Here is a 19059-nt window from a genome sequence, read left to right as displayed (position 1 = left end):
AGTGGCGTGAAGATCGAGGGGAACATCCTCTACAAGGTGTCTCCGATGTTCGCGATCCAGCACAACGGGGGCCGGGACGTACAGACGCAGTACAACATTTTCTCAGGGCACTGGTATGGGGTGGATATCAGCAACGTGGCGTTCGAGGTGGTGAACAACACGTCGGGCTCGAGCTGGAACCTGCTGGGCAAGCTCCAGTATTTCAACTATCAGGCGGGCGCGTGGGCGACGGCGTATCCGAACGTGGCTGCGATCCCGAATACGTGGTCGTCGCTGCAGGGAACGCACTGGCTGGAGCCTGAAGGATCCGTGTGCTACGGGAACCTGCATCAGGGGATCACGACGGACGTCTACCGGCAGCACAACTCGGCAACGTCCCTGGCGGCGCCGATCTCGTGGTTCAGTTCCGTGGGTCAGAACCTGAGCCAGGATCCGATGTTCACCGATCCGGCCAACCTCGACTTCAGCCTCAAGTCCGCCAGCCCCATGTTCAGCATCCCAGGCTTCCCCGGCATCGATACCACCCAGATCGGCATCAAACGCTGAACCAGAGATCGTCTTCCATCCCGACCGGGTCTAGCCGCAGAGGCTGACCCGGTCGTGGTGCCGCTTCAGGGCCTGGCCGCTGAACATCCAGCGCCGGGTCGAGGCATCCTGGACCGTGGGAAGCACGATCAGGCCGAAGTGCAGGATGGGGGACCACAGGTCCTTTTCCAGGGAAACGAGCCTCGTCCAGGTCGCATCGTCGTGGCTGGCGTACAGGCTGCAGTGTCGGGCGGTGTTCACCGCGCTGGACTCGACGCTGGTGGAGATGACGGCCATGCCGTTCACGTCGGCGGCATAGAGGGAGCTCCCTTCCACGGGCAGGAGCCGCTCCCACTTGGCGGTTTTCTTGTCCAGCCGGATGAGGAAGTTCGGTTCCACTTCAGAATCGGAGCCGTAGATCAGGTGGTCGGGGCGGGGCAGGACGCTCACGGCCCGCACCATCTGGTGGCCGCGGTCCAGCCAATCCAGGTGGCGGCCATCCTTGGAAAGGGCGGCGATCCCCGGGGTGCGCCCATGATCGCCCGCCAGCACCCAGTAGTGATCGGCGTAGGGATCTACGACCACGTTGTGGATGTGGTGGATGTCGCCCTTGGGAAATTCGAAGAAGGGTTCGAAGTGCCGCCCGCCGTCCTCGGACAGGTAGACGCGCACTCCCACGTGATCCATCTCGGCGCCGCCGTACTCGCCGAAGAAGACGCGGTTTCCTTCGGCCGAGAGCGTGATGGGACGCGAGCCCCGGGTGACCGCCCAGCTCCGCGTCATCCGGGATTCCCCGGCCTGGGCGCGGTAGATGCCATCCCGCGCCACGGCCACCCGGCTGCCGTCGGCCAGCACCTGGAAGGCCTGGATGTTGAAGCGAAGGGCGCGCGCCGCGAGGGAGAAGGTCGAAGCCACGGGCTTCCAGCCGGAAGTGGGAACGTAGCAGTCCAGGTTCCACGTGGCTCCGCCATCGTCTGAGCGGAAGATCCGGTATTTGCGGGCGATGTAGAGGCTCCCCTTCCGGTCGATGAAGAGGGCCCGCCCCCGGGTCTCGGCTTGGATCGTCAGCGGCGTGTCGGATGTCATCTGGGCGTATTCCCCATGGCCTCGTCAAAGGGTGGAAGGGTCGGTTGAAGGTCAGCCCCGAGCCTATCAGGAGGATGTGTGATTTGAAGCGCGGTGTGATCCGCAGAGTCGTAAATTTCCTGATAGCATCCTGAAGTCCTAGTCCCGGAGAAAGCATGAGCTTGTGGGCGAAAGCCAAACGCTTTTGGAGCCTGCGGGGCTCCAGGGGGCGAATCATGCTGGCCGCCGACACCGTGGTGGTGGGGCGCATCCTGGTCCCGGGCAAAGGACTGGTGCGGATCGGCGCTGGCGTGCGCCTTGATGCCAGCCAGGCGCCGATCCTGCTCATGGCCTTTCCCGGCGCCGAAATCATCCTCGAAGATGGCGTGACGATCGAATCCGGCGCCTCCATCGAAGCGGTGCGCTCGGTCCGGATCGGCGCCCGCTCCCAGCTCTGCGCCTTCAGCATGATCCTCGACAACAGCTTCCATCAGCTGGAGGGGGATCGCGAGGTGCTTCCGGATTCCCATCCTGTCGTGCTCGAAGAGGACGTGTTGATCGGCCCCCGCAGCATCCTGCTGCCGGGGGCCCACCTCGGCCGTGGCACCCGGGTGGGGCCGTGCACCGTCCTGTCACGCCGGACTCCTCCGGGCGCGGTGGTGGTGGGGCATCCAGCGGTCATCCGGATGCCCACATGAACCCCAGGCCCTGGCTCGACACTCTCCGGCGCCTGGCGCTCCCGGTGATCCGCATCCCGTCGATCATCCGGGCCTGGGTGTTCCTGCGGGGCACCCGGCTTGGCAGGCGCGTACGACTGCTCAGGGGCGGCCGTCTCTGGGTGGAGGGGGAGGAGCGGATCACGCTGAGCGATCTGGCCTGGTTCAACAGCGGGCCCATCCCGACGTCCCTGGTGTGCGAGCCCGAGGGGGAGATCCTGATCGGAGTCCACACGGGGTTCAATTACGGCGCCTCCCTTCGGGCCCGGCGCTCCATCCGGATCGGCGAGGAATGCATGTTCGGTGCGATGGCGATGGTCCGGGATCATGATGGGCACCGGACGGCCCCCGTCGTCATCGGCGACCGGGTCTGGCTCGGCCATGGCGTGGTCGTCGAGCCGGGGGTGACCATCGGTGATGATGCGGTGATCTCGGCGGGCAGTGTCGTCGTGGAGGACGTGCCACCTCGGATGATCGCCATGGGAAACCCGGCCCGGTGCATGCCGCTGAAGGCGCTGCGCCGGGCCCAGGCTGCCCATGGCATCGAGGCGCCCTCGGAGAAGGAGAAGACGGGGGCGGTGTCCTAGCCGAGGCTCCTGGGCTTCCGGTGCACGGGGCATGGGGCAGGTGCAAATCCAATGAAGCATTCATCCAGGGGTCGAAATTTCGCAAGAGCACGCTATTGAATGCGGGCTAGACTGTATATGCTGATCTGAATCTCATACGAAGGCGGCTGCCCCGCCCCACCCAGAACCCAACCACAAAGGGTGATCGCGCATGAACCTCGACACCATCTCCATTACTCCGGCCATCCGCGAGTTCATCGCGCGGAATTTCCTCTTCAGTGAGACGGGGTTCAACTACAGCGACGACGCCTCCTTCCTGGAAGAAGGCATCATCGATTCCCTGGGCATCATCGAGCTCGTGTCCTTTGTGGAAAAGACCTTCGGCATTTCGGTCGCCGACAGCGACCTGCTTCCGACGAACTTCGATTCCGTGAGCCGGCTGAGCGCCTTCATCACGAACAAGCTCACCAACGGCTCCTGATGGTTCCTCGATGCTGGTCCACGAATTCCTGACGCGCTCGGCCCGCCGCCTTCCGGACAAGGTCGCCCTCGTGTGCGGCGAGCGGCGCCTGACCTATGGGGAACTGGACGCCATGGCGAACCGTCTGGCGCGGGCCCTGGCCGAGGGTGGCGTGGTGCGCGGCGACCGGGTGGCCCTGCATCTGCACAACACGGTCGAGGCCGTGGTGGGTATCTTCGCGGTGCTGAAGACCGGCGGCGTGTTCGTGCCCGTCAACGCGTCCACCAAGACCGACAAGCTGGCCTACATCCTGAACAACTGCCGCGCCAAGGCACTGTTGATCGAGGCCCGCAACCTCGAAGCCATGAATGCGTGGGACACGGTGCCTTCGCTCGCCCTCGCGGTGGTGTGCGGGCCCAAGGCGGAATCGGCCGGCTCAGGCGACGCGCGGATCCGCGCCTTCGATGCCATCCAGGCGGAGTGCCCGGCGACGGAACTTCCGGTCACCCACATCGACCTGGACCTGGCCTGCCTCATCTACACCTCGGGCAGCACGGGCGAACCCAAGGGTGTGATGTGCGACCACAGCAACGTGGATTTCGCGAGTTCCTCCATTCTGAGCTACCTGGGAAGCCGGGAAGGGGACATCGTGCTCAGCGTGCTGCCCCTGTCCTTCGACTATGGCCTCTACCAGCTGCTGATGACCTTCAAGATCGGCGGAACGCTGGTGCTCGAGCGCACCTTCATGTATCCGAACCTGATCCTCCAGCGCATCCAGGAGGAGCGCCCCACGGGCTTCCCGGGCGTGCCCACGGTGTTCGCCATGTTGTTGCAGAAGGATCTCAGCCAGTACGACCTCAGCAGCCTGCGCTACCTCACGAACACGGCGGCGGCCCTCTCGCCCTCCCGGATCCTCGACATCCAGGCGGCCTTCCCGGGGGCCACGCTCTATTCGATGTACGGTCTCACGGAAACCAAGCGCACCCTCTACCTGCCGCCGGACCAACTGGCCCAGCGGGCCGGATCCGTGGGCATCCCCATCCCCGGCACCGAGGCCTGGATCGAAGATGAGTCGGGCCGGCGCCTGGGGCCGGGTGAGACCGGAGAGCTCGTGGTGCGGGGCCGGCACGTGATGCGCGGCTACTGGGAATCCCCCGAGGCCACGGCCCAGCGGTTCCGGCCCGGGCCGCTTCCCGGCGAGCGCCTCTGTTATTCGGGCGACCTGTTCCGCATGGATGAGGAAGGCTATTTCTACTTCATCAGCCGCAAGGACGACATCATCAAGTGCCGCGGCGAAAAGGTGGCGCCCAAGGAGGTGGAGAACGTTCTCCACATGCTCCCCGGGATTACGGCGGTGGTGGTGGGCGTGCCCGACGCAACGGCGGGCGAGGTGGTGAAGGCCTTCATCGTGCCCAATGGCGCGACGCTGACCGAAGCTCAGGTGATCGCCCACTGCCGGGCCCACCTGGAGGATTTCATGGTTCCGAAATTCGTCGAATTCAGGACCGAGCTGCCGCTGACTTCCTCCGGGAAGATCAGCAAGCTCGGGCTGCGCTAGGAGCCCGGATGTGCGGCATCGTCGGAGTCTGCGGGATCAGCCGGGCGCGGCCTACGGAGGCCTCGACGCTGCGCGCCATGCTGGGGATGATCCGGCACCGGGGCCCTGACCAGTTCGGGATCTACTTGGACGACTGGGCCGCCCTCGGCAACGCCCGCCTCAGCATCATCGATCTGAAGACGGGCCAGCAGCCGATCTCCAACGAGGACGGCAGCCTCTGGATCGTCTTCAACGGGGAGGTTTTCAACCACGTGGAGCTGCGTCAGGAGCTGGAAGCCCGCGGTCACCGCTTCAGCACCACCAGCGATACGGAAACCGTCCTGCTCGCCTACGAAGAGTACGGCCCGGCCTGCCTGTCGAAGTTCAACGGCCAGTTCGCCATCGCCATCTGGGACACCCGCCGCCGCAGCCTCTTCCTCGGCCGGGACCGCCTGGGCGTGAGGCCCCTGTTCTACACGCGGACCGGGGACACCCTCATCTTCGGCTCGGAGATCAAGGCCCTCCTGGCCTATCCCGGCATTCAGGCGGAGCTGGATCCCCTGGCCATGGATCAGATCTTCACCTACTGGAGCCCCCTGTCACCGAGGTCCTGCTTCGAGGGGATCCATGAGCTGCCCCCGGGCCACTTCATGCGCCTCGAGGATGGGCGGATTCGCATCGAGCCCTACTGGGAGCTGCGTTTTCCGGAGGAGGGCAGCCTTCCCCTGCGGACGAAGGGCGAGTACGCCGACGAACTGCGGGACCTGCTCATCGATGCCACCCAGGTGCGACTGCGCGCGGACGTGCCGGTGGGCGCCTACCTGAGCGGGGGGCTGGATTCCTCCACCATCGCTGCGATCATCCGCCACCACACGGCCAGTCCCCTCGAAACCTTCTCGATCTCCTTCGGCGATCCGGGCTTCGACGAAAGCGAGTATCAGACCCAGATGGCGCGCCACCTCGGCACGCAGCATCACGTGGTGCACGCCAGCCACGCCGACATCGGCCGGGTGTTCCCAGAAGTGGTCTGGCACGCGGAGATCCCCATCCTGCGGACTTCTCCGGCGCCCATGTTCCTGCTGTCGAAGCTGGTGCGGGACAAGCAGTTCAAGGTGGTGCTCACGGGAGAAGGCGCCGACGAATTCCTGGCGGGCTATGACCTCTTCAAGGAGGCCAAGATCCGCCGCTTCTGGGCGGCCCGGCCCGATTCGACCTTCAGGCCTGGCCTCTTCAACCGCATCTACCCCTGGATCTCCGGACTGGCCCGGGGCGGGGGCAGCTACGCCTCGGCCTTCTTCGGCATGGGCCTCGAAGAAACCGGATCGCCCGACTACTCCCACAGCATCCGCTGGCGCACGACCGCGCGCACCAAGCGCTTCTTCAGTGAGGACCTGGCCGAGCGCATCGGCGTCGCCATGGCTGCCGAAGGCCACGGGCTGGCCTATCCCAGCGGCTTCGGGCAGTGGGATCCCCTGCATCGCGCCCAGTACCTCGAGATCTCCGTCTTCCTGTCCCAGTACCTGCTGTCTTCGCAGAGCGACCGGATGGCCATGGGGCATTCCGTGGAGGGGCGCTTCCCCTTCCTCGACTACCGCATGGTCGAGTTCTGCAACCGGCTTCCGCCAACGCTGAAGCTGCGCGGCCTCACCGAGAAGTTCCTGCTCAAGGAGATCAGCCGTGAATGGCTGCCGCCGGCCATCACCGACCGACCCAAGCAGCCCTTCCGCGCGCCGATCCACCGGGCCTTCTTCAACGACACGCCCCCGGACTATCTGGAAGAGCTGCTGTCGCCGGGCGCCGTCCGGGCCTCGGGATGCTTCAACCCCGTGGCCGTGGATCACCTGGTGGCCAAGCTCAAGCTGGGCCAGGGGCTAAGTGAGACCGAAGACATGGCCCTGGCCGGCATCATCTCCACCCAGCTGGTGGAGCGGCAGTTCGTATCAGGCTTCCGACCTTCCCCCCCTCTCGACGAATCCGATGACGTGAAAACCGTCCTCCGCCAAGGGGCTTCCACAGAGGAACAGCCATGCCCATGAACCGGCGAGTCCTTGATATCGACGCGGCCGCGGAGACCGACCGCATCGTCAGTTGGCTGCGGGAGAACATGCGGGGCCTGCACCGCAGCGGTGCCGTACTCGGCATCAGCGGGGGCATCGACTCCTCCGTCTGCCTGGCGCTCTGCGTCAAGGCCTTCGGCCCCGAGCGCGTGGTGCCCCTCCTGCTGCCGGAGAAGGATTCGGATCCGGCCTCCGAGCAACTGGCCCGCGACCTGGCCGCCCACTACGGCGTCAAGCCGGTGCTCGAGATCATCACGCCCGCGCTGGACGGCTATGCCTGCTACGAGCGCCGGGACGAGGCCATCGCGCGGATCTTCCCGGAATACGACCCCAAGCGGGGCTACAAGGCGAAGATCGTGCTTCCGCCGGGCCTGCTCGAGCAGGGCACGCTCAACATCTATTCGCTGACCATCCTCACACCCGACGGGCAGGAGAAGACCGCGCGCCTTCCGCCCCAGGAGTTCGCCCAGATCGTCGCCGCCTCCAACTTCAAGCAGCGCACGCGCACGGCCATGCTCTACTACCACGCCGAACTCCGGAACTACGCCGTGGTCGGAACCCCCAACAAGAACGAGCACGACCAGGGCTTCTTCGTGAAGCACGGGGACGGCGGCGTGGATCTGAAGCCCATCGTCCACCTCTACAAGACCCAGGTCTACCAGCTGGCGCGCCACCTGGGCGTGCCCGAGATCATCCAGCAGCGCACCCCCACCTCCGACACCTACAGCGCCCCCGCCACCCAGGAGGAGTTCTTCTTCCGCCTTCCCTTCGACATGATGGACCTGCTCTGGTACGCCCAGGAGAATCACATCTCCCCCGATGAAGCCGCCGCGGCACTGGATCTGACGCCGGCCCAGGTGCAGAACGCCTTCGACGATTTCACGCGGAAGACCCGCAGCACCCACTACCTGCGGACGCCGCCCCTCGACATGGTCGGCCTCGGCAGCCCGGCGCCCGTCGGGGTCTAGGCGCCTTCTGGATCCGGTGGAGGTGCCGCCATGGCTTCGAGTTCCGAACCCCAGCCTTCCGTGATCCGCGGCTTGCTGGCCGTCCTCGTGGGCTTCGGGCTGATGGCTTTCCTCGCCTGTTCCAGGAGTGCCGATTCCCATGCCAAGGAGCACGCCATGACTGGTTCCGCCGGACACGCGAAGATCGTCTTCCTGCATCACAGCACGGGCGAGGTCATTTGGAATGGGGGACTCCCCCAGTTCATCCAGGGCTGGAACGCCGCCCACGGCACGCAGTACGAGATCACCGAGATGAACTATTCGAGCGCCCTGGGAGGACGCACGACCCTGCGGCGGCTGCTGCCCGAACGGATCTTCAACAAGGTGGTCGGCGGCCGCTACCCCTGGGACAACTATCCCTACGACTACTGGAACCTTTGGGTGAAGCACAGGGGCGAGAACCGGGATCGCTCCGAGCTGAACCTCGACGACCTCGCGCGGACCTATGACGTGATCGTCTTCAAGCACTGCTTCCCCGTCAGCCTAGTCAAGGCCGACGATGGCGCCGCTGACGTGTCCTCGCCGAAGAAGACCCTCGCCAACTACAAGCTGCAGTACGAGGCCCTCAAGCAACGCATGCATGAATTCCCCCAGGTCCGATTCATCGTCTGGACGGGTGCCGCCCAGACTCAGGCCTGCAGCAGCCCGGAGGAGGCCGAGCGGGCGCGGCAGTTCACGACCTGGGTGAAGGAGGTGTGGGACGAGCCCGGCGACAACATTTTCGTGTGGGATTTCCACGGGCTGGAGACGGAAGGCGGGCTCTATCTGAAGCCGGAATTCGCCTCGGCGCCCGACGACCCGCACCCGACCCGGGCTCTCGGCGCGAAGGCCGCGCCGCTGCTCGGGCAGCGCATCGTGGATGTGATCGAAGGACGCGGCGACCAGGTCAGTCCGAAGGGGCGCTGAAACCGATCAGGCTTGAACGGAAGATGGAGGGCTACATGGAACCAACGGATCTCCAACAGCTGAAGGTCCAGGTGGCGACGATCATCGCTCACGAGGCGGGATCCGCGACCGAGAGCGAGGCCGAGAAGATCATCGAATCCGCCCGCTCGAGGCATCCGGAGGCCTTCTCCTCCCTCGCCCTGGAATGGGCGGCCAAGCGCGCCGAGGGCGCGCCCCTGGGCCTCATCACGGGGCGCGAACACTTCCTGGGCATCGACCTGCTGGCCCGGAAGGATGTGCTGGCGCCTCGGGAAGAGACTGAGATCCTCGGGAAGGAGGTCCTCGGGGTCCTTCAGTCCCTGGCCCAGGAAGATCCGGAGCGGGAGTTGCGGATGATCGACATGGGCTGCGGCTCCGGAAACCTCGCCTGCGCGGTGGCGGCGGCCATCCCGCGGCTTCGCGTCTGGGCTTCGGACATCACGGCCTCCTGCGCCGAACTCACCCGGGCCAACGCCGCCCACCTGGGCCTGCAGGGCCGGATTGAGGTCAGTCAGGGCGATCTCTTCGCCCCCCTCGCCAACCTGGGGCTGGAAGGCACCATGGACCTCGTGGTGATGAACCCGCCCTACATTCCCACGGCCTCCCTGGAGAAATCCCACGCGGGACTGCTCCAGCACGAGCCGCGGGAAGCCTTTGATGGCGGCCCCTACGGGGTGTCCATTCTCACGCGGCTGCTGCAGGAGGCGCCGCCCTTCCTGAAGAAAGACGGACACCTCCTGTTCGAGTTCGGCTTGGGGCAGGCCCGGATCGTCCAGGCGCTGGTGGAGCGGAAACAGCTCTATTCCGATTTCCGCTTCGCGATGGATGGCCACGGCGATGCCAGGGCGATCATCCTGCGCCTGTAGTGCCCGAGCGCAGGTGAAGATGCCTCGGGCAAAAAGATGGCCTGATGCTTGAGCGGGACCCGGCCCCTGCTGCCATACTGGAGTCATGGATTATTCCGAGAACATGATGAGGCCTGAACGGGCTGAGCCTGCCCGAAGAGACCGGGGTTTCGCTCCCGTGGGGCGCGCCAGGACGGCCTTTTCACGGGGAATCCGGGTTCAGTACCTGTTTGCCGGCCCCCGTCCCTAGAGGCGACCGGCACGTTCATGACGGATCGAGGCTGAGTTGGAGCGTATGCGAGAAAGCGATGAGCCGCTGGATCAGGCTGGAGGCACGGAGCCGGGATGCACACCGCTCGCCGAGCCGCCCGAAGTGCTCTTCGAGAACGAGCACTTCCGCGTGACCACGGCGGTGCCGGGGGATGTCGACGCCCTGGTGGATCTCCACGAGACCTGCTTTTCGAAGCACGAGCACATCCTGGTCCAGCTTGGGCGACCCTTCATCCACGCGGTCTACCGCTGGTTCGTGAGCGCCCCGGAGAATTTCGTGCTGGTCGCGCGGCGCGGCGACCAGATCATCGGCTTCACGACACTTTCGGACCGGCCCTACAACATTCCCATGCTGCGGGCCTGCAAGGCCGAACTGGTGAAGGGCTTCCTGCTGCACCCATGGGCCATCTTCAGCACCGATCTGCTGGTGCGGCTCGTACGGATCGCGTTTAAGAAACGGATGGCCGCCGAGCAGGAGCGGGTGGGTCAGATTGCCTTCACGGGTGTCGATCCGCGGTTCCAGGGGCAGGGCATCGGCAAGGCCATGAAGGAGGCCTCGCTCCAGATGTGCCGCCGCCGGGGCCTGGTGGCGGTCTCCACGGGCGTCCGCCGGCAGAACCCGCGGGCTCGGTTGTTAAATGAGCAGGCGGGTTTCGTCGAAGTTCCTTCGCGCAGCACCCGGCGCCTGATCTACCTCCGACTGGATCTGCAGAACCCGGTCCAGGAGGGCACCATCCGGGTGTCACGGCCCGTTCAGGCCATCGCCTTGAAGCCCCGTTCCGCGCCCAGCCACATCCTGATGGTGACGGCCTACTACTCACCTGTGCTCGCGGCCACCACGCACCTCATGCGGGATCTGGCCGAAGGGCTGGCCGAGGGCGGAAACCACGTGACGGTGCTGACCAACGGTCCGAGCAGGAGTGGCGCGCCCATCGAGGACCACCCGCTTCTGAGGGGCCGCATCCATCGCGCCTGGAACCCCTTCCTCCGGAAACTGGGAGTCTTTTCCAAGGCCTTCGAATATTTCTGGTTCTCGGCTTTCTTCTTCCTCCGGGGTCTGTTCGTCCGGAAGGTTGATCTCATCTTCGTGGTGTCCACGCCTCCCCTCGCGGGCCTTCCCGCGGCCCTGCTGGCCTGGATGAAGGGCGCCAAGCTGGTCTACAACCTGCAGGACATCTTCCCCGAATCGGCGGTGGTGGCGGGCCTGCTGCCCGGGAAGGGCCTGATCTACCGGGGCTTCCGGAAGGCGGAAGAGCTCACCTACAAGGTGTCCGACCTGGTGATTTCCATCAGCGAAAGTTTTTCGGAGTACGTCCAGCAGATCGTCCCCGGCAAGGCCGTGGCGACCGTTCCGAACTGGGTGGACACGGACAGCATTACGCCTCGGAGCGCCGAGAGTGATCCGGTGCTCGCGGAATTCCGGCAGGGCGGCGCCTTCGTCGTGCAGTACGCGGGGAACATCGGATTCGTGCAGAACCTGGAGAATCTGTTGCTGGCCGCCGAATGCCTGAAGGACTATCCCGATATCCGTTTCGTCTTCATCGGCGATGGCAACGCCAAGCAGCCCCTGGAGACCATGGCCCGCGAAAGGAACCTGAAGAATTGTGGCTTCCTGCCCCTGCAGCCCCTGGAGCGGGTGGCCTCGGTCTACAACGCCTGCGATCTCGGCGTCATTCCGCTGAAGCCCGGCGCGGCCCAGATCGCGGTCCCCAGCAAGACCTGGAACTACCTGGCCGCGGGTCGTCCGGTCATCGGGTGCGTGGAGTCCGACAGCTACCTGGCCCGGGTGATCCGCGACAGCCGCTCCGGCGAGATCGTGCCGCCGGATGATCCGCAAAGCCTGGCCAAGGCCATTCTCGACTACCGGAATGCGCCGGACCGGATCCAGGAGGCCGGGCTCTGGGGGCGCGACTACGTGGAAACCTACCTGTCCCGCCGCGTCGCCATCCAGCACTTCATCCGCACCTTCGACCGCCTGCTCGGGCGCCGTTCCGAAAGCACCTGATGCGCCGCGCCGACCTCGCCCGTCGGTTGTTCCTCCACCCTTCACCTGAATCCACCGCCCGATGACCCTGGGCCCCGTTTTGGAGACATCGACCATGAGGAAGGAATTCCTTTCCTACAATCCGCCGAGCATCGGCGACGAGGAACGTTCGGAGGTGATGGACACCCTCCGCACCCCGTGGGTGACCACGGGCCCCAAGACCAAGGCCTTCGAGGCGGCCCTGCAGGACTACCTGCAGGCGCCCAGCGTGGTGGCCCTGAACTCCTGCACCGCGGGCCTGCACGTGGCACTCGTGGCCCTGGGCGTCGGGCCCGGCGACGAGGTGATCGTGCCCGCCATGACCTTCTGCGCCACCGCCAACGTCGTTGAGCATGTGGGCGCCAAGCCGGTCCTCGTGGACGTGTGCCCCGACACCCTCACCATCTCGCCCGAGGCCGTGGCAGCCGCGATCACGCCGCGCACGAAGGTGATCCTGCCCGTGCACTATGCGGGCCACCCCGTCCAGATGGACGAGCTGGACGCCCTCGCGGAACGCCACGGGATCGCCATTCTCGAAGATGCCGCCCACGCCATCTCGACCCGCTACAAGGGGCAGCTCGTGGGATCGCGGAAGAACCTCGCCGCCTTCAGTTTCTACGCCACCAAAAACCTCACGACGGTGGAGGGGGGCTGCCTCACGGGTGAGCCGGCCCTCGTCGAGAAGTCCCGCATCATCGGGCATCACGGCATGAACCGAGATGCCTGGAAGCGCTTCGACCGTTCGGGATCCTGGTACTACGAGGTGGTACTGCCCGGCTTCAAATACAACATGACCGACATGCAGGCGGCCATCGGCCTCGTGCAGCTCAAGCGCCTCGAGCGCTTCCAGAAGCGTCGCCGCGAAGTGGTGGCCCGCTACGAGGCCGGCTTCAAGGATCTTGCGGCTCTGGAACTTCCGGTGGAGCGCGACTGGGCCCACTCGAGCTGGCATCTGTACGTCCTCCGCCTCAGGGCCGGCGCGCTGCGGATCGACCGCAACGCCTTCATCGATGGCCTGAAGGAACGCAACATCGGCACCTCGGTCCACTATCTGCCCGTGCACATGCACCCCTTCTACCGGGACAAGTACGGCTACAAGCCCGCGGATTGCCCCGTGGCCGCCGATGCCTACGAGCGCATGCTGAGCCTGCCCCTGCACGCGGAACTCACCGATGCGGATGTGGATGACGTGATCCAGGCCGTGCGCGAACTCGTGCAGTCGAACCTGGCCTAGTCATGGCGAAGCGGGCCTTCGATCTCTTCTGGTCGGTGCTGGGGCTGGCGGTGCTCTTTCCGCTGCTGGCCCTGGTGGCCCTGGCCGTGAAGCTGGAGGACGGCGGGCCCGTCTTCTTCCGCCAGATCCGCATCGGCCGCGGGGGGCTTCCCTTCCGCATCTGGAAGTTCCGGACGATGGTCCTGGACGCCGAACGGCAGGGGCGTGCCATCACCGTGGGGCAGGATCCGCGGATCACCCGGATCGGGCGGCGCCTGCGGAGCACCAAGCTCGACGAGATCCCCCAACTGCTGAACGTCCTTGTGGGGGAGATGAGCTTCGTCGGGCCGCGTCCCGAGGTGCCCCGCTACGTGGAGCTCTACACGGACCCTCAGCGCGCCATCCTCGCCCTGCGCCCCGGCATCACGGACCTGGCCTCGATCAAGTACCGGAACGAAAGCGAGCTGCTGGCCGAGGCGGCGGATCCCGATGCGGCCTATGTGGACGTCATCATGCCCGACAAGCTGCGCATCAACCTCGCCTACGCGGCCCAGGCCTCCGTGGCTTCGGACTTCCTCGTCATCCTGGCCACCCTGGGCCTCTACCCGGCCACCCGCATCCGGGGCGGGGCCGAGGCCTGAAAGGAAAAGATCCACCACGGAGACACGGAGATCACGGAGCGGGCACGGAGAGAAGAAAAATCTGTTTTTCTCCGTGTTTTCTCTGTGTCCTCCGTGCCTCCGTGGTGAATCTCTGTACTGGCGTCAGGCCTTGCGCCAGACGAAGCGGTTCACGTAGTCCACGTAGCTGTGGATGGCGCGGACGACGGTTTCGGAAACCTGTGGCGCATCGTAGTCCTTCACGAGACGTGTGCGCCGCTTGGCGTGCACCGGCGCCGAATGCAGCACCTGGATGGCCTGCTCCACGCGCTCGATCTCCATGCCCGTCATGATCACGGCGCCCTCCTCCATGCCCTCGGGACGTTCGTGGGCTTCGCGGATGTTGAGGGCGGGGAAGTCCAGGATGGAGGATTCCTCGGTGATGGTGCCGCTGTCTGAGAGGACGACGAGGGCGTTCTCCTGCAGCTTCACGTAGTCGAAATAGCCGAAGGGCTTGATCAGCTCCACCCGGGGATCCGTGGTGAAGCCGCCGGATTCAAGCCGTTTGCGCGTGCGCGGGTGGGTGGAGACGATGACGCGCTTGCCGTGGACTGCCGCGAGATGGTTCAGCAGGTCGACGAACTTGGGCAGGTTGACGTCCGAATCGACGTTCTCCTCCCGGTGGCAGCTGACGAGGTAGTAGTCCTGCGGGGCCAAGTTGAGCCGCTCGAGGATGCCCGAGCCCTGGATGCCCTCCCGGTAGCTGTGGAGCACCTCGTACATGGGACTGCCGGTCTTGACGATGCGGTCCGTCGGAAGGCCCTCGCGCAGCAGGTTCTCGCGGGCGTGGCCGCTGTAGGGCAGGTTGATGTCGGCCAGGTGGTCCACCACCTTGCGGTTGGATTCCTCGGGTACGCGCTGGTCGAAGCAGCGGTTCCCCGCCTCCATGTGGAAGATCGGGATCTTGCGCCGTTTGGCAGGGATGACGGACAGGCAGCTGTTGGTGTCGCCCAGCACCAGCAGGGCGTCGGGCCTGCGCTCGTCGAGCACCTTGTCGACCTTGGCGATGATGTTGCCGATGGTTTCGGCGAGTGAATCACCCACCGCGTCGAGGAAGTGGTCGGGCTTGCGGATGCCCAGGTTCTCGAAGAAGACCTGGTTCAGCTCGTAGTCGTAGTTCTGGCCCGTGTGCACGAGGATGTGCTCCGTCGTCTCCTCAAGCCGGGCGAGCACCCGCGACAACCGGATGATCTCCGGCCGGGTCCCCACCACGGTCAGTACGCGAAGCTTTTTCATCGAACGAACTCCGACTTGATGCCCCGCTCGGTCATGGCCTCTTGGACGCAGCTGAGGGTCAGGAGCAGTTCCTTCACCTCGGACAGGTCGAGCCGCTGGGCATTGTGTGAATGATACTCATCGCTCTGGGAGACTTCGAGATCGCCCACGGAGAAGTATTTGGAATAGTTGAGGTCGCGGGAATCGGCGGGCACGCGGAAGTAGTCGCCCAGGTCCTCGGAGCGCACACGCTCCTCCCGCGAGAGCAGGCTTTCATAGCGCTTTTCGCCGTGCCGGGTGCCGATGACCTGGATCTCGTTGTCCGCCTGGAGCAGTTCCTTCACGGCCTGGGCCAGGTCCAGGATGGTCGAGGCCGGGGACTTCCGCACGAAGGTGTCGCCGTTGTGGCCGTGCGAGAAGGCGAATTCCACCAGCTCGACGGCGGTGTCCAGGTGCATGAGGAAGCGCGTCATGGCCGGATCGGTGACGGTCATGGGTTTGCCTTCGCGGATCTGATCGAGGAAGAGGGGGATGACCGAACCTCGCGAAGCCATGACGTTGCCGTAGCGGGTCACGCAGATCACCGGTCCCTTGGGCCCGAGGTTGCGGGATTCGGCGATGGCCACCTTTTCCATCATCGCCTTGGAGATGCCCATGGCGTTGATGGGATAGACGGCCTTGTCGGTGCTGAGGCAGACGACGCGCTTCACCTGGGCCTGGATGGCCGCCTGCAGCAGGTTGGAGGTGCCGAGGACATTGGTCCTCACGGCCTCCATGGGATAGAACTCGCAGGAAGGCACCTGCTTGAGCGCGGCGGCGTGGAAGATGTAGTCGACGCCCCGCAGCGCGGACAACACGCTGCCCGGGTCGCGGATATCGCCGATGTAGTACTTGATGCGGTCGTCCTTGTAGTGATGCCGCATGTCGTCCTGCTTCTTCTCGTCGCGGCTGAAGATGCGGATCTCGCCGATATCCGTGCTGAGGTACTTCCGCAGCACGACGTTGCCGAAGGATCCCGTCCCGCCCGTGATGAGCAGGGTTTCGTTCTTCAGGTCTAGGTGGCTGGACATGCTGCCTCCAGTTCAGGGGTGACGTGCTTGGAGATGATTCCGTAAGCCTGGTTCGAGGTGAAATGCGTTTCGAGGTACCTGCGCCCCGAGGCGCCCATGCGGGCGCGCAGCTGCGGATCCGAGACCAGCCGGTCCAGGTGCTGCTGGAAGGCGGGCAGGTCGCCGGCGTGGCACCAGAGGCCAGCCTCGGCCTCATCGAGCATGCCCCCGAAATCCGTGGCGCGATCGAGGGCGGCGATGACGGGCATGCGGATCTCGAAGTACGAGAGCACGCGGGAAGGGAAATTGGGGATGGTGAAGCGGGGGTCCAGGCAGACGAGGCCGATGTCGCATTCCCGCGCCAGGGCTTCGTATTCGGGCCGCGGCAGGTGGGAGATGTGGGTGACGTTCCTGAGCCGCTTGGTTTCGATGGCGTGGGCCAGCCGCTTGCGCTCCGTGCCCCGTCCCACGAGGAGGAAGTGCAGGTCGGTGCGGTCCCGGTTGGCTTCGAAGACCTCCAGCAGGAAGCCCAGGCCCTGGGGCACTCCGAGGTTGCCTCCGTAGAGGACGACGGTGGCCGCTTCCGGGATGCCGTACTGGCGGCGGAGCGGGCCCGGCGGGGTGAGTCCCAGGTCCGGGCCTGGGGTGCGGGTGTTGGGCAGCACCTCGACCTTGCCCGCGGGCAGGTCGGGGTTGTGCCGCAGCAGGTAGTCCACGTTTCCCTGCGACATGCATCCGATGACATCGGAGACCGCGTAGAGCTGCCGCTCCTGCCGCCGGAAGTAGGCGTAGAGCATCGGATTCCGGATCATCCCGAGATCCCGCGCGTTCTGGGGGAAGATGTCCTTCAGGATGAGGTAGGTCTTCGCCCAGGGCTGGCGGCGCCTCAGCCCGCGGATGACACGGGAGAACGTGACGGGCGGCGCCACGTACAGCACGAGGTCATAGCGGCGCTCGGGAAGATGCTCCGCCATCGCGCGGAGGTACTGCCAGGGTAGGGCCGTGAGGCTGATGCCCTTCTCGTAGGGGCCGACATCGTAGATGTTGCCCGTGCGGACCCGCAGCACCTGGAAGGGGCCTTCCTGCACGAGCCGCGTGGGGCGCTGGTTCTTCCGCTCGTCGACGGCGATGATGTCCACCTGGTGCCCCTGGAGGCAGAAGGTCTCCATGAGCTGCATGATGTCGGAAGGCGCGCTCGGCTTGGTGGGCAGGGGGAAACCGAGGGTGAGGTAGAGGATGTTCATGGCGAGACGCCGTCTTCTGGCGAGGCCCATGGCTGGGGCCCGGCCGGATGGAGGGGCGGAGGGGGCTGGTTCATGCGGAAGGCCTGTAGTGGCTGGCGACCTGTCGGTACTTGCCGGAGGAGAGGAGGGGGATCTGGTCGACGTGCGTGACGGAAACCACCGCATCCGCCCCGACGAGATCCTTGGCGAGCCGGATGAATTCGTCGTCCTTGTAGTGCAGGTTGGCTCCGTTCAGGACGATTTCGTACCGCCCCTTGGCCTCCTGCACGAACTGGTATTGCTTCAGCTCCGTGAAGGGCCAGAAGAGGGTGCAGACGGCGAAGGGCGAGATGGGACGGTCCTCCGTGTCGTAGATGAAATCCAGACGGCGGCCCTCGACATCCTGCAGGGTTTCCGTGGCCCATCCGCAGGTGGCGTGGTTCTGCCGGATCACGATATCGCCGGTGTCGTAGCGGATCAGGGGCATGGCGTGGTTGAAGAGGTCCGTGAGCACCACGCGCGCACGCTCCCCGGGGCCGGCGGGCGTGTCCTCCTCCAGCTTGAGGAACTCGAAGACGTAGCTCGCCGTGTTGAGGTGGAATTCGTCCCCGTTGGGACACTGCTGCGCGAGGACGCCGTTCTCCTGATTGGAATACCGCGCGACCACGGGGCAATTGAAGCGCGACTTCAGGGCCAGTCGCACCTCCCTGGGGAGGGCCTCGGCGATGCTGATGATGGAGCGCAGGTGGAAGTCCTCGGAAGGCGCCCCGCTTTGATCGAGCTGCTGCAGGAGCCGCACGAACGTCGAAGGGAAGCCCAGCATGCAGCGAATCCCGGAATCGGTGCGCAGGAGGGTTTCGAGGGCCGCGACATGGCCTTTGTCCAGGGACGAGATGTCGAACATGACCGCGTTTTCGCTCAGGGCGACATGCAGGGGCTTCCGATTGTTCGCCGTCCAGCAGCGCGTGAAGATGTAGCGGTCTCCGACCTGGTAGCCCGCCTTGCCTCCGAAGTAGATCATCTCGGCCAGCACGCGCCGGCGCTTGTCCTGGTTCTGCACCACGGCAAAGGGGGTGCCCGTCGAGCCGCTCGTGCGCATGGTCCGCAGGCGGGCGTTCTGGTAGGCCGACGAGCGGAAGGCTTCGTACTGAGGCTTGATGGCGGCCTTGTGGATGACAGGGAAATCCTGCAGGGAGGAGAATCCCCGGTACTTGGCATAGAAGGCCGTGGTGTCCACGGCGTGATGCAGCAGGGCTTCCAGGCGCTCGGCAGACTTGGTTCCGGAGATCAGCTGGGTCTCGATGTCCTCGCAGTGTTTCCGGATGGGCGAGCCCTGGGCGAAATCGAAGGCCCAGAAGCCCCAGTTCCGTATCCGCGCTGTGAGCATGAAGCGTTCCCTCCATCCTTGGGCGCCGGGGGCGCACCTGGAAACCGCGTGTGTCGAATCAATGGCGATGGTTGGCTCCATCGCAGGCTATCCCTGTTTCGGTGTTCGGGGCCAAGCCGAAGGGCAACGGCGTGGCAACGGGGCCTGCTTCTCCCTCGCCGGAGGCCTTCGTGCGGCCGCTGGAAAGCTTGGTCTAGGTGTCCATAAAGGTGTCATTCAAGCCATTATCTTACATAGAATGGTCAGGAAAAACACGCCAGCCCGATCGGAGAAGCGCCGGAATGTTCAAACGCCTTGAATCAGATCGGACCCCGGCTC

At 65.3% G+C, this 19059-nt stretch carries 17 protein-coding genes; 12 read left to right on the top strand and 5 right to left on the bottom strand.

Annotated elements, in window-relative coordinates:
* Positions 1-546 (top strand): hypothetical protein (locus tag QSJ34_RS17115; protein WP_285577598.1); only part of this gene is annotated, 546 nt, incomplete at its 5' end.
* 30 nt (positions 547-576) lie between these two features.
* Here QSJ34_RS17115 and QSJ34_RS17110 read toward each other — a convergent pair.
* Positions 577-1611 carry a beta propeller repeat protein gene (locus QSJ34_RS17110; protein WP_285577594.1) on the bottom strand — a complete coding sequence of 345 codons (1035 nt, stop codon included), beginning with the start codon at positions 1609-1611 and terminating at the stop codon, positions 577-579.
* A gap of 215 nt (positions 1612-1826) precedes the next feature.
* Here QSJ34_RS17110 and QSJ34_RS17105 point away from each other — a divergent pair, with 215 nt between their 5' ends.
* From QSJ34_RS17105 to QSJ34_RS17055, 11 genes are all read left to right on the top strand, one after another.
* Positions 1827-2288: an acyltransferase gene (locus tag QSJ34_RS17105; RefSeq protein WP_285577592.1), complete on the top strand. Its 462-nt coding sequence runs from the start codon at positions 1827-1829 to the stop codon at positions 2286-2288.
* Positions 2285-2893, top strand: coding sequence for an acyltransferase (locus tag QSJ34_RS17100; protein ID WP_285577591.1), 609 nt, complete (start codon positions 2285-2287; stop codon positions 2891-2893). Before QSJ34_RS17105 ends, QSJ34_RS17100 begins: the two co-directional genes overlap by 4 nt.
* Before the next feature lie 190 nt (positions 2894-3083).
* Positions 3084-3353, top strand: a complete 270-nt coding sequence (locus QSJ34_RS17095) for an acyl carrier protein (protein WP_285577589.1) — start codon at positions 3084-3086, stop codon at positions 3351-3353.
* Between the two features lie 10 nt (positions 3354-3363).
* Positions 3364-4890 carry a class I adenylate-forming enzyme family protein gene (locus QSJ34_RS17090; protein ID WP_285577585.1) on the top strand — a complete coding sequence of 509 codons (1527 nt, stop codon included), beginning with the start codon at positions 3364-3366 and terminating at the stop codon, positions 4888-4890.
* 8 nt (positions 4891-4898) lie between these two features.
* Positions 4899-6905 (top strand): asparagine synthase (glutamine-hydrolyzing), encoded by a 2007-nt coding sequence (gene asnB, locus QSJ34_RS17085; protein WP_285577582.1) that lies wholly within the window; start codon positions 4899-4901, stop codon positions 6903-6905.
* Entirely contained in the window at positions 6896-7894 is a 999-nt protein-coding gene (gene nadE / locus QSJ34_RS17080; protein WP_285577580.1) for an NAD(+) synthase, read from the top strand. The genes asnB and nadE overlap by 10 nt, the downstream gene beginning before the upstream one ends.
* Positions 7895-7924: 30 nt before the next feature.
* A complete protein-coding gene (locus QSJ34_RS17075; protein WP_285577578.1) occupies positions 7925-8839 on the top strand; it encodes an SGNH/GDSL hydrolase family protein in 915 nt (304 codons plus the stop codon).
* 35 nt (positions 8840-8874) lie between these two features.
* Entirely contained in the window at positions 8875-9723 is an 849-nt protein-coding gene (locus tag QSJ34_RS17070) for a N5-glutamine methyltransferase family protein (RefSeq protein ID WP_285577576.1), read from the top strand.
* Positions 9724-9997: 274 nt separating this feature from the next.
* Positions 9998-11977 (top strand): GNAT family N-acetyltransferase, encoded by a 1980-nt coding sequence (locus QSJ34_RS17065; RefSeq protein WP_285577574.1) that lies wholly within the window; start codon positions 9998-10000, stop codon positions 11975-11977.
* 94 nt (positions 11978-12071) lie between these two features.
* Positions 12072-13229, top strand: a complete 1158-nt coding sequence (locus tag QSJ34_RS17060; protein WP_285577572.1) for a DegT/DnrJ/EryC1/StrS family aminotransferase — start codon at positions 12072-12074, stop codon at positions 13227-13229.
* Between the two features lie 2 nt (positions 13230-13231).
* The gene (locus QSJ34_RS17055) at positions 13232-13849 is read left to right on the top strand and encodes a sugar transferase (protein WP_285577570.1); all 618 of its coding nucleotides are present in this window, start codon (positions 13232-13234) and stop codon (positions 13847-13849) included.
* Positions 13850-13972: 123 nt separating this feature from the next.
* Here QSJ34_RS17055 and wecB read toward each other — a convergent pair whose 3' ends face one another.
* From wecB to QSJ34_RS17035, 4 genes are all read right to left on the bottom strand, one after another.
* Positions 13973-15103 carry a non-hydrolyzing UDP-N-acetylglucosamine 2-epimerase gene (wecB, locus tag QSJ34_RS17050; RefSeq protein ID WP_285577568.1) on the bottom strand — a complete coding sequence of 377 codons (1131 nt, stop codon included), beginning with the start codon at positions 15101-15103 and terminating at the stop codon, positions 13973-13975.
* Positions 15100-16152, bottom strand: coding sequence for a polysaccharide biosynthesis protein (locus tag QSJ34_RS17045; RefSeq protein WP_285577566.1), 1053 nt, complete (start codon positions 16150-16152; stop codon positions 15100-15102). The genes wecB and QSJ34_RS17045 overlap by 4 nt, the downstream gene beginning before the upstream one ends.
* Positions 16137-17375, bottom strand: coding sequence for a glycosyltransferase family 4 protein (locus QSJ34_RS17040; RefSeq protein ID WP_285577564.1), 1239 nt, complete (start codon positions 17373-17375; stop codon positions 16137-16139). Before QSJ34_RS17040 ends, QSJ34_RS17045 begins: the two co-directional genes overlap by 16 nt.
* 70 nt (positions 17376-17445) lie before the next feature.
* Positions 17446-18741, bottom strand: coding sequence for a phenylacetate--CoA ligase family protein (locus QSJ34_RS17035; RefSeq protein WP_285577562.1), 1296 nt, complete (start codon positions 18739-18741; stop codon positions 17446-17448).
* Positions 18742-19059 lie beyond the last annotated feature (318 nt).

The sequence above is a fragment of the Geothrix limicola genome (assembly GCF_030268085.1).
Classification (GTDB): domain Bacteria; phylum Acidobacteriota; class Holophagae; order Holophagales; family Holophagaceae; genus Geothrix; species Geothrix limicola.
This window is presented reverse-complemented; position numbering and strand designations above follow the sequence as displayed.